Origin of the sequence: Paramaledivibacter caminithermalis DSM 15212 (genome assembly GCF_900142245.1) — a bacterium.
Taxonomy (GTDB): Bacteria; Bacillota; Clostridia; order Peptostreptococcales; family Caminicellaceae; genus Paramaledivibacter; species Paramaledivibacter caminithermalis.
The window spans coordinates 15,648-27,295 of sequence record NZ_FRAG01000024.1; the positions used below are offsets into that span (position 1 = coordinate 15,648).

13 protein-coding genes are annotated in these 11,648 nt (G+C 30.1%); 12 read left to right on the forward strand and 1 reads right to left on the reverse strand.

Annotated features, from left to right (window positions below; genetic code table 11):
- The first annotated feature begins 112 nt into the window (after positions 1-112).
- Positions 113-436, forward strand: coding sequence for a DUF3870 domain-containing protein (locus tag BUB36_RS10470; protein WP_084111943.1), 324 nt, complete (start codon positions 113-115; stop codon positions 434-436).
- A gap of 195 nt (positions 437-631) precedes the next feature.
- A complete protein-coding gene (locus BUB36_RS10475) occupies positions 632-1,534 on the forward strand; it encodes a DUF4392 domain-containing protein (protein WP_073149714.1) in 903 nt (300 codons plus the stop codon).
- Positions 1,535-1,724: 190 nt separating this feature from the next.
- Here BUB36_RS10475 and BUB36_RS10480 read toward each other — a convergent pair whose 3' ends face one another.
- Positions 1,725-1,928: a hypothetical protein gene (locus BUB36_RS10480; RefSeq protein WP_073149716.1), complete on the reverse strand. Its 204-nt coding sequence runs from the start codon at positions 1,926-1,928 to the stop codon at positions 1,725-1,727.
- Between the two features lie 312 nt (positions 1,929-2,240).
- On the opposite strand from BUB36_RS10480, the gene BUB36_RS10485 reads away from it, so the two are divergent.
- From BUB36_RS10485 to BUB36_RS10530, 10 genes are all read left to right on the forward strand, one after another.
- Positions 2,241-3,266 (forward strand): LacI family DNA-binding transcriptional regulator, encoded by a 1,026-nt coding sequence (locus BUB36_RS10485; RefSeq protein ID WP_073149718.1) that lies wholly within the window; start codon positions 2,241-2,243, stop codon positions 3,264-3,266.
- 110 nt (positions 3,267-3,376) lie between these two features.
- A complete protein-coding gene (gene deoC / locus BUB36_RS10490; RefSeq protein WP_073149720.1) occupies positions 3,377-4,045 on the forward strand; it encodes a deoxyribose-phosphate aldolase in 669 nt (222 codons plus the stop codon).
- A 29-nt stretch (positions 4,046-4,074) separates the two neighbouring features.
- Positions 4,075-4,464, forward strand: a complete 390-nt coding sequence (locus BUB36_RS10495) for a cytidine deaminase (RefSeq protein ID WP_073149722.1) — start codon at positions 4,075-4,077, stop codon at positions 4,462-4,464.
- Positions 4,465-4,523: 59 nt separating this feature from the next.
- Positions 4,524-5,825 (forward strand): pyrimidine-nucleoside phosphorylase, encoded by a 1,302-nt coding sequence (locus tag BUB36_RS10500; protein ID WP_073149724.1) that lies wholly within the window; start codon positions 4,524-4,526, stop codon positions 5,823-5,825.
- A gap of 723 nt (positions 5,826-6,548) precedes the next feature.
- Positions 6,549-7,670, forward strand: coding sequence for an AAA family ATPase (locus BUB36_RS10505; RefSeq protein ID WP_073149726.1), 1,122 nt, complete (start codon positions 6,549-6,551; stop codon positions 7,668-7,670).
- 27 nt (positions 7,671-7,697) lie between these two features.
- Positions 7,698-8,936, forward strand: coding sequence for a CpaF family protein (locus BUB36_RS10510; RefSeq protein ID WP_073149728.1), 1,239 nt, complete (start codon positions 7,698-7,700; stop codon positions 8,934-8,936).
- Positions 8,923-9,813: a type II secretion system F family protein gene (locus tag BUB36_RS10515; protein ID WP_242655774.1), complete on the forward strand. Its 891-nt coding sequence runs from the start codon at positions 8,923-8,925 to the stop codon at positions 9,811-9,813. The genes BUB36_RS10510 and BUB36_RS10515 overlap by 14 nt, the downstream gene beginning before the upstream one ends.
- 3 nt (positions 9,814-9,816) lie before the next feature.
- Positions 9,817-10,680: a type II secretion system F family protein gene (locus BUB36_RS10520; RefSeq protein WP_073149730.1), complete on the forward strand. Its 864-nt coding sequence runs from the start codon at positions 9,817-9,819 to the stop codon at positions 10,678-10,680.
- Positions 10,681-10,707: 27 nt separating this feature from the next.
- A complete protein-coding gene (locus BUB36_RS10525) occupies positions 10,708-10,902 on the forward strand; it encodes a Flp1 family type IVb pilin (RefSeq protein WP_242655776.1) in 195 nt (64 codons plus the stop codon).
- A 42-nt stretch (positions 10,903-10,944) separates the two neighbouring features.
- On the forward strand, positions 10,945-11,643 hold the full coding sequence (locus tag BUB36_RS10530; protein ID WP_073149734.1) for a TadE family protein: 699 nt from the start codon (positions 10,945-10,947) through the stop codon (positions 11,641-11,643).
- The last annotated feature ends 5 nt before the right edge of the window (positions 11,644-11,648 follow it).

Consider the following 11,648-nt stretch of genomic DNA (forward strand, 5'->3'; position numbering starts at 1 on the left):
GCTTTATACATAAAAAAACCTAACTAATAAAGGCAGGATTACTTTTGTTTTATGTAGAATATATGGACTATATTAAAAGGAATAGATAGATATAATTATGGAGGGGTATTAATTGATATACGATAAAAATACAATATACATTTTAGGTACCGCCAAGATAGGTAAGAACGATCCTATTTCAGCTGTATACAACATTTTCTTTGTAGGAATCATATTAGAAAGAGACAGTGGTAAAATAATTGATTCAACATGCAATATGGTAAGGGATGTAACCACTGATTTTATTAGATCTATACTTATAGGCTACAATCTTGTAGATGATATTGATCAAATTGTAGATGAGATACAGAATAGATTTTATGGAATGGCTCAAAAGGCTGTAATTGCTTCTGTTAAAGATGCACGAAACAAATATATAATGATTAAAAACAGTTGATGTAAGTAAAAAATAAGAGTATAATTGGTATGTAGTATTTTATAAAATTTCATATTACGTTTTGTTTACTAGTATATAGACTAGCCTCTATATACAATTGTAGATAAGACCCAGTTGACTTTTAGTTAAGCTGGGTTTTTTGTGTTTTTGTTAAGAATAAATATTTGTCTTTATCAATAAAGGGGGAAATATGATATGAATAGAAATTATTTTAAAGAGATTGAAAATATCATTAAGAAAAATCTAGAACAAAGAGGCATGGGTAAAATCAACCTAATTGGAGAATTAGAAAAAGGTGCCATGGATCTTGTTACAAGTTCTACAATACTAATAGTTACAGGATTTGTTATCAGAGACACACTTACAGGTGAGACCGATGGACCTATTGGAGCAATATCTTTGTCCAGTGCATTGAAGCAACTAGGAAAGAAAGTTATACTTGTAACTGATATATATTCTCAAGACATAATGTATAGCTGTTGCTTAGCAAAAGGCATTACTGTACCAATAGAAATTATTCCATGTGAAGAAGCGGAGGAGTTTTGCAACAACCTATTACAAAAATATAAACCATCCCATATAGTTGCTATAGAAAGACCTGGAAGAGCAAAAGATGGTCGCTGTTATTCCATGAGGGGAGAAGATCTTAGTGATATAGTTCCAAATACAGATATATTATTTGAAAGAGCAAAGGAGCTTAGAATAGCAACATTGGCTGTCGGAGATGGTGGAAACGAGATTGGAATGGGCAAAGTTTCTGATTTTGTAATTAATTCAGTGGATAAAGGTGAAAAAATATGTGCTGTTATTTCCACAGATTATTTAATAGTAGCAGGAGTATCTAATTGGGGTGGTCATGCTTTAGTAGCAGCTCTTTCCCTACTGACTAATAGGATGCTGCTGCATGATAGTAAAACAGAGAAACAAATACTGGAAAGCATGATTAAAGTAGGTGCTGTAGATGGGTGTACTAAAAAAAGTACATTATCAGTAGATGGCTTAAGTTTGGAAGATAATATCGAGATACTTGAAGGATTAAGAAATATAGTGTATACGGCATTGAAAACATTACAAGAAAGTAAATTGTATATAGGCTAAGAATCATAAGCGATAAATTGAAACTATTACCAGTAAAATATTGGTGCAAATTGTTTTCTTTTAAAACTTATCAGAAAAACCCCAATACTTGCAACTTGGAACATGGAACTTGCAGCTAAAAATCGTCGTTAGATGCCTTTGTTCTTGATGTATTGATTTAATATTACGCCTATGATTCTATGAATAAATATTAATGAATTTGACAACTTGGACGGTTAGTAAAGCTAAAGGATAATATTTCATAAACCATATCACTGGTTAGATTGATTTCTAAATCATTAGCATAGGTTTGTATCAATATTCTTTGTGTATTAATAGGCACATTTTCTCTTTTAAGTTTGTCAACGTAACTTAGTATTAAGATTAATTTATTTTGAAAAGTATCTAAATTCATAAAGCATCCTCCTAAAAAACATATTATATTAACTATATATAATATAATTCGATAATATGCATAAATTTAGGGGTTTTTTTTGTGCTGTAATTAAATATATATTGAAATTAATTTTAAAAAAATGTATAATTGAGGAAATTCCATAATATATGGTATTGCTTTGTAGATTTTAAAACTATGCATGGTAGTAAGTTTTTATGGAAGGTAATAATGTAATTTGTCTAATTATATGAAATCGGTAACATATTTTGGATGAGTTAAGTATAAAGTATGATTATATATTAGGCTTTTATATCGTTAGGGAGGATGATGATGTCTGTTACAATTAATGATATAGCAAGGGCTGCAGGAGTGTCTAGGACAACTGTTTCTAGGGTTTTAAACGACTCTGGATATGTAAAGGAAGAAACTAGGAACAACATTTTAAAAGCAATAAGAGAATTAAATTATACACCTAGTGCCATAGCAAGAAGTCTATCTACAAATAAAACCAATACCATAGGTGTTATAGTTCCAGAGATCAATAATCCTTTTTTTGGAGAAATAATAAAGGGAATAGGACAAGTAGCCGATGAATATAATTTAAATCTAATACTTTTCAATACCGATGATAATAGAAAGAAGGAATTAAAAGCACTTAAGCTTCTTAAGGAACAGAGGATACAAGGAGTAATTATTACACCCACCTATCCAGAAGATGATTTTGATAGTAATTATTTAAGTACCCTTGAAAATCTAGGGATTCCTGTAATTTTAATAGATGGACATGTGGAATGTTTTAATTTCAGTGGGGTATTTATTGATCATATTAAAGGTGCCTACGATGGGACCAATGCTTTAATAGAAGCAGGTCATAAGAAAATAGCCCTAATTACAGGATGTATGAATTCTAGGCCAGCAAAGGATAGATTAATTGGATATAAAAAAGCTTTAATTATGAACAATATTCCAGTTGATGAAAACTATATATTTTATGGTGATTATAAACATGAAAGTGCATATGAGATAACAAAACAAATATTAGAAATGAAGGATAAACCTACTGCAATTTTTGTAATGAGTAATATGATGATTTTAGGATGCATGAAGGCCTTTTATGAAGAAAATATCAGGGTTCCAGAGGACATGGCTATTATAGGTTTCGATAAGATAGAGGCATTAAATATAGTTGGAATGAATATTAGTTTTATAAATGGACCGACTATAGAGATGGGCAGAATTGGAATGAAACTTTTAATTGATAATCTTGAAAACAAAGAAAGTAATAAAGAATTAAAGAGAATTACTTTGTTGCCAAAGCTTGTTTTAAAGGGATCAGAAAAGCTTATAAAGAGATAGATGTGAATAAAGATTACGCACATGAATATTTAAATTATATGGAATCGTTCACATGGAAATTATAATAAACTATTTATGGATATATTAATAAATATAAGGGAGAGGATAAAATGAAAATACAAAACTATATCGACCATACTTTATTAAAACCTGAGGCTACAGAAGAACAAATAAAGAAAATATGTGAAGAAGCTAAAAAATATGGATTTGCTTCAGTATGTGTAAATCCATATTATACATCATTAGTAAGAAAAGAATTAAAAGGGACTAAAGTAAAGACTTGTGTAGTTGTAGGATTTCCCTTAGGTGCCAATACAAAGGAAGTAAAGGCATTTGAGACAAAGCAGGCCATCGAAAATGGTGCACAAGAAATAGACATGGTAATTAATATTGGAGCTTTGAAATCTAAGAAATATGATATTGTTAAAGAAGATATTAAAGCAGTTGTAGATGCTGCAAAAGGTAAGGCATTAGTTAAAGTAATAATAGAAACATGCCTTTTAACTGAAGAAGAAAAGGTAAGGACATGTGAAATTGCTAAAGAAGCTGGTGCAGACTTTGTAAAAACCTCAACAGGATTTTCTAAAGGTGGAGCAACTGTAGAAGATATTAAGATAATGAGAAAAACTGTAGGACCTGATATGGGAGTTAAGGCTTCAGGAGGTATTAGAACTAAGGAAAGTGCCCAGACAGTTATTGATGCAGGAGCTAGTAGAATAGGGGCTAGTGCTTCTATAGCTATTGTAGAAGGCACAAATAACTCAAATGCTGGATATTAGTTTGATATAAGCCATGGAGGGGAGTAATTATGGATAAAAAATTACTTATCAAAAAAGCCTTTGAGGTAAAAGAAAAAGCATATGTCCCATATTCAGGATTTCATGTTGGTGCTGCTGTTTTAACTGATAGTGGGAAAATATATACGGGTTGTAATATAGAATCTGCTTCATATACACCAACTATATGCGCAGAAAGAACAGCAATAGCAAAGGCTGTTTCTGAAGGAGAAAGAAATATTACAGCAATAGCTGTTACAGGAGATTCTCAGTGGACTTACCCCTGTGGAGTTTGCAGACAAGTGATAAGAGAATTTGGTAAAGATATTCTAGTGATTATTGCTAAAACTGAAGATGAGTATAGAGAATATGTCCTTAAAGAGCTGCTGCCCCATAGTTTTGGACCAGAGGATTTAAAATAAAAACTTAGAAATGCCAATTAAATAATCTTAAATTAATTTACTATCATGAGGTGATAAGTATGAGAATGATTGATATTATTCAAAAAAAGAAAAATGGAGAAACTCTTTCTACTAAAGAAATTAATTTCATGATAGAAGGATATACAAAGGGTGAAATTCCAGATTATCAGATGTCAGCCTTTTCAATGGCGGTATATTTCAAAGGAATGAATAAACAAGAGATAGCTGATTTAACAATGGCTATGGTGAATTCTGGAGAAAAAATAGATCTTTCAGCAATTAAAGGAATTAAAGTTGATAAACATTCCACAGGAGGAGTTGGAGATAAAATCAGCTTGATTGTTGTTCCACTAGTGGCTTCGGTAGGTATTCCAGTTGCAAAATTAAGCGGTAGAGGACTAGGTCATACAGGAGGAACAATAGACAAGTTAGAATCAATTGAAGGTTTTAATATAGAAATGGGAACAAAGGAGTTTATAGATAATGTAAATAAATATAAGATGGCGATAGCTGGACAAACGGCAAACTTAACTCCAGCAGATAAGAAGTTATATGCACTTAGAGATGTTACTTCCACCGTTGACAGCATACCATTAATTGCAAGTTCCATAATGAGTAAAAAGATTGCTTCTGGCGCTGATGCCATAGTTTTAGATGTTAAGGTAGGATCTGGTGCATTTATGAAGAACTTAGATGAAGCAAGGGAATTAGCTAAAACTATGGTAGAGATAGGAAAATCATTAAACAAAAGGACTGTAGCAGTTATTTCCAATATGAATCAACCTTTAGGATATGAAGTAGGAAATGCCAATGAAGTAAAAGAAGCTATAAAAGTTTTAAGTGGAGAAGGAGCTGAGGATGAAACCGTTGTCGCTTTAACAATAGCTTCATACATGACAGTCCTTGGAGGGGCTTTTGAAGATTTCAATATTGCCTATAAGGAACTAGAGAAAATAATTAAATCTGGTAAAGCCATAGATAAATTAAAAGAACTAATTAGAATACAAGGTGGCAATCCAGATGTAATCAGCAATACGGATATGTTGCCAAAAGCAAAATATCATATAGAAGTTAAAGCCTTGAAAAATGGTTATGTAGAAGCTATCAATGCTGAACAAATAGGTATAATAGCTATGTTACTTGGTGCTGGTAGAAAAACTAAAAAAGATAAGATAGATTATTCAGCTGGTGTAACGATAGTTAAGAAGGTTGGAGATGAGGTTAAATTAAATGATACCATATGTATTCTTCATACTAATAAAGAATCCTATAATGAAGCTAAAAAGTTAGCCTTAGAAGCCTTTAAAATAAGTAAGAATAAGCCAGAAAAAATTGAATATATATATGATGTATTTCAGTAACAAAAAAATGTAAAAAGGAGATAATCCTAAGCATAGAATATGGAAGTATAAACACATGAGTCCCTAGGAAGCAAATGGTTAAAAAGATTTTTAAAATAACTTCAAGGTCATAATCACATAAACATAGCATTAAAAATAATTTATATTTTTTGAACCTTATTTGCATGCCCTTTTATAAGGGTATTTTTTTTATTGTGAAGAAGTTCAAAATTTTTTTATGAAAAATTTTATAGTTAAAACAGAATAAAATAAAGCATTAGAAGAAAAATTGAAACTATTACCAGTAAAATATTGGTGCAAATTGTTTTCTTTTAAAACTTATTAGAAAGACCCTAATACTTGCAACTTGGAACATAGAACTTGGAACTCAGAATGCACCTTACGGGCGTCTTAGTCCACATACATAACATTTTACAAATTCTGTATAAAAACTAGTAAATAAGCCGTTTCTAAGATTGCTTTTAGAAGTATTGAAATGTAGAAATAAATCCAATTTTTCAAATTATTTGTAAACTGGTAATTATAAAAATAAAGAATTAAGATAAATAACTATAATAATCGACGTAATTCTATGAAGAAACTAACACATATAAAAAAATATAGAAATATATGTAAAACAATATTGAAATTAACAAAAATATGTAGTAATATAAATCTATATATGGAACAAATGCCCAATGAATATATTTGTATGAAAGCGTTTCTAGAGAGGATGGAAGGTTAATGGCAAAGCTAAGGCTTATAATTGCAGATAATGATAAGGCTTATGTTGAAAGTGTTTCTAATTATATAATAAATAACTATTCCCATAGATTTCAAATTAACTCCTTTACAGAAGAACAATATTTTTTAGATTATATTTCAAAAAACAATATAAATATAGATATTCTTTTAATATGTCCGCAGTGGTATACAGATCTGATTCCAAAGGAGAAAATCTGTATATCAATGATATTATCAGAAGGAATTTTTAATGATGAAGTAATTGACTGTGAAGTGATCAATAAATATCAGAGAGGTGATAAACTGGTAAGTAATATAATAAATTCCTTTGTTGAAAAGAATCCTAATAAATACTATATTGAACATAATAGTAAGAGAAGTAAAGTGATTGCAGTTTATTCTCCAATAGGTGGTATGGGAAAGACATCTATTGCTATTGGCTCTTGCTTAAAATCCGCCCAAGAGGGTAGATCAGTTTTTTATTTAAACCTAGAGAACATTCAATCTACACCAAGATTTTTTGATTGTGAAAGCAGTCAAAATCTTTCTAATATTTTGTATTACATAAAGGAGAAAAAGAAAAACATTACATTGAAAATAGAGGGTATAAGATGCAAAGATTCTCAATATAATATTCATTATTTTACACCTCCAGATAGCTGTATTGACTTAAATGAGACAAGCATTAATGAAATTCAATATCTGATCAATGAATTAAAAACAACAAATGATTATGATGATATATTCATTGATACTACATCAATCTTAGATGAGAAAAATAAGTCGGTATTAATGTTAAGTGACCAAGTTATATTGCTCGTGGGTCAAGATGATCTATCAATGACAAAATTGAATTTGTTTGTAAGGGAGTTAGATATACTCTCAAAAAGAAATGATTTAGATTTATCTAATAAAATTACAATAGTGTTAAATAAATATATCAAAGGCAAAGCTCAGCAAATAAAAGAATTAAATTTATGGGGAAAGTCTATTGATGTAAAGGTGCCAGACGTGTACGAGCCTATTTATATCTATGAAAATAGTTTTAGAAAAGGTATGAAGAGAGAATTTAAAAATGCTATTTCTGAAATATTAACAAGAATTTATGAAAATACAATCTAATAAGAGTTAAAGGGGTAGTAGAGTTATATGGATTTAATAAAAAAAGAGAAGCTTATAGGAGAGATAAGAAAGCTTGTCAGTGATAGTATCGACTTTAATAAAGATATTAATGATGAAGAGATAGAGAATATAATTACCGAAATAGTGTTTGATAAGGCAAAGGAATATTATTTGACTGTGTCAGAGAAACAAGAAATAATTAAAGCTATATTTAATTCTATGAGACGCCTAGACATACTTCAGCCTCTTATTGAGGATAAAGACATTACAGAAATCATGATAAATGGTCCAGATAATATCTTTATAGAGAAAAATGGAAAAGTTTCAAAGCTGGAGTTGTCATTTCAAAACCAGGAAAGGCTAGAGAATGTTATACAATCTATTATTTCAAAGGTCAATAGGTCTATAAACGAATCTTCTCCCACTGCCGATGCCAGACTTCCCGATGGTTCAAGGGTTAATGCTGTATTACCGCCAATAGCATTAAATGGACCTATATTAACAATTAGAAAATTCCCTGAAAAGCCCATGACAATAGATCAGCTTATTAGCTATAAATCATTAAATGAAGAAGCAGCAGAGGTACTAAGACGTATGGTTGAAGCAAAATATAATATTTTCATTTGTGGAGGAACTGGGTCAGGAAAAACGACTTTTTTAAATGCTCTATCTAACTTCATACCCTCCGATGAAAGGATTATAACCATAGAGGATTCAGCAGAATTACAGATAGTCAAAGTACCCAATATAGTAAGACTGGAGACCAGAGATGCTAATACTGAGGGAAAAGGAGAGATCACCATAAGAGATTTAATTAAAGCCTCTTTGAGAATGAGACCAGATAGAATAATAGTGGGAGAAGTCCGTGGACATGAAGCCCTTGATATGCTTCAAGCCATGAACACAGGACATGATGGATCTCTTTCTACAGGACATGCCAATTCCTGTGAGGATATGATGAGTAGATTAGAAACAATGGTATTAAGTGCAGCTGCTATGCCATTAGATGCAATTAGACAGCAGATTGCATCTGCAATTGATATTATCATTCACTTAGGAAGACTTAGGGATAAAACAAGAAGGGTATTGGAGATACATGAGGTCCTAGGATATGAAAATGGAAAAATACAATTAAATCCACTATTTAACTTTGTAGAAGAAGGAGAAACCGATGATAAAAAAATAATTGGAGTATTAAAGAGGACAAAAAATAAAATGAAGAACACACAAAAATTTAAGATGGCTGGTATCTGTGAAAAAGTATGAGGTGAAGATAATGGTAATAGCTTTTATTGTGCTTGGAGCATCATTATTGGCATTGACATTGTTTCTTTTCATTGGACAAGATAATATACATGAAATCATCAATGAAAAAAAACATAAGCTAAAAAGCAGAAGTCTTATAGATTACGATATATATATTATGACTAGAAAAGAAAAATTAATATATATACTAATTGCTTCAATAATTATATATATAATAGCATTTATATTTTATAGGAGCCATATTATATCATCTGTATTAATTCCCTTTTCATTTCTATATCCCAAGATAAAAACAAAAGAAATTATTGATAAAAGAAAAAATGAGCTTAACCTTCAGTTTAAGGAGGCAATATATGCATTAGCATCATCTTTATCAGCAGGCAAGTCAATTGAAGTAGCCTTTAAAGATTCTCTAAAGGATATTAAAGTATTATATCCTGATCCAGATACATATATAGTTGAAGAGTTTAGATATATTATTAGAAGATTAGATATGAATGAAACTATAGAGGAAGTACTTTCAGATTTTGCAGCTAGAGCACACTTAGAAGATGTAAATAATTTTGTCGATGCTATTGTAGCTTGTAAAAGGACAGGAGGGAATGTGGTAGAGATTATAAAAAATACTTCAAATGTAATTACAGATAAGATACATATCAAACATGATATCGAAGTTCTATTGGCTGAGAAAAAATTTGAACAAAAGCTTTTAAATATAATTCCCATAGGTTTGATATTAATTTTATCTTGTAATGCAAAGGATTACATGGAGCCAGTTTTTCAAACTGCTTTTGGAAAAGCTATGATGACAATTTCAGTAATTCTTTTAATAATTGCCTATGTAATGTCCAAGAAGATAATGGATATAGAGGTGTAGAAGATGATTTTTGTTTTTATAGGTTTGCTAATTAGTTTTTCAATTCTATATTTTTTATCGAGGGGTAAATATGATGGTTATATTAAGTCTCTAGATAAAAGGGAATATCCGTTAAAAAGCCTTATTCCTATAGGTTTATTCATTATGGATGCTATTAAATATAAATATAGTACAAAATATGATAGAAATATTTATATAAAGCTTTCAGAATTATATGGCATAAAAAATGCAAGGTATTATTTGAGAATTTATTGGGGAAAAAAAATCCTATATTTAATAATGGCATTACTAATAGTCCTATTATTTAGCTTAGGCATGGAAAAAATCAACTTTGGCTTTATATTTATAAGTATTGCGATACTTGGAGCTGTTTCCTATGGGACTGATAGAGAGTTAAATGAAAAGCTAAGAAAAAGATACAGAAGAATACGAATTGATTTTCCAGATTTTATAAATAAATTAACTTTTTTAGTTGATGCAGGAATGACTATTCAAAGAGCTTGGGAAAAAATCGTTATAGATAATGAAGGGGATAGACCATTATATGATGAATTACATAGGGTTTGGCTGGATATTAAGGGAGGTAAATCCCAAACTGAGGCATATGAAGATTTTGCAAGGAGATGTAGAACGCCAGAAATATCTAAGTTCATTTCAGTTATTCTTCAAAATTTAAGGAAGGGAAATGCTCAGCTAGTTACTATATTAAGAGTTCAAGGAAGTGAGTGCTGGGAGATGAGAAAAAATGAAGCCAAAAAACTTGGAGAAGAAGCAAGTTCAAAGCTGGTTTTCCCAATGATGATTATGTTTATAGCTATTTTAATAATTGTATTGACTCCAGCAGTTTTACAGCTTAAAGGAATGTAAATAAGAGTTAAAAGAGGGGGAAAGATAATGAAGATGTTTAAGGATTTTTTGAAAGAAGAGGATGGACTGGGGACTGTTGAAATAGTATTATTGATTGCTGTATTAGTTGGACTAGCATTATTGTTTAAAAAGCACATAGTAAAATTTGTAGCAGATATACTTGGAAACATCAAAGGAAATGAGATTGACCCAGATACAATAAAAGAGACAAGTGTTGAATAATATAGAGGCATTAAATGCTTTTATCTAAAGGAATGGAGTTTTATGAAAAGGGCATATTGGAGGGTAATTAGTAATAAAGGAAGTTTAACTGTTGAAGCTTCGTTGATTTTTCCAATAATATTTTTAGCAATTCTAGTGGTTATACACATATGTATTTTGTTATATCAATATGCACATCTACAATCTACTGCTAATCATGTGGCTGAAAGAGGAGCAGCATGCTGGAACAATGTTTCCAGAATGGAAATCGATACTTATGAATTTAGATTAAAGACTGGAAAGCTGAAGGAGTCAAAGGAATTACTTAAAGAAGGCTTGTACATGAGCTATAAAAAAGAAAAAATTAAAAAAATGAAAATATATCTTCTGAACAAGCTTAAGCAGAATAATATTTTAGAAGGTGAGATTTCTAAAATAGATACTAATGATATTATAAATTCAAAGGATAAAATAGATATTTGGATTAAGGATTATATTGTATACAAAGAATTAAATATTAAAATCAAAGACAGCTATAAAATACCTTTAGGGGATAGTTTAAAGATTTTTGGAATTAATGATAAATATAATATAAATGTTTATTCCAAGGCAGTCATAAATGAACCAGTGGATTTTATTAGAAATATTGATTTTATAGGGGATACATTAAATGAGCATGAATTCACTTCAAAATATATAAATAAATTTAAGGAGACTATGGGCAAAATTAAGAATAATATAGAAAGATTTTTTCAGGATTAAGGGGG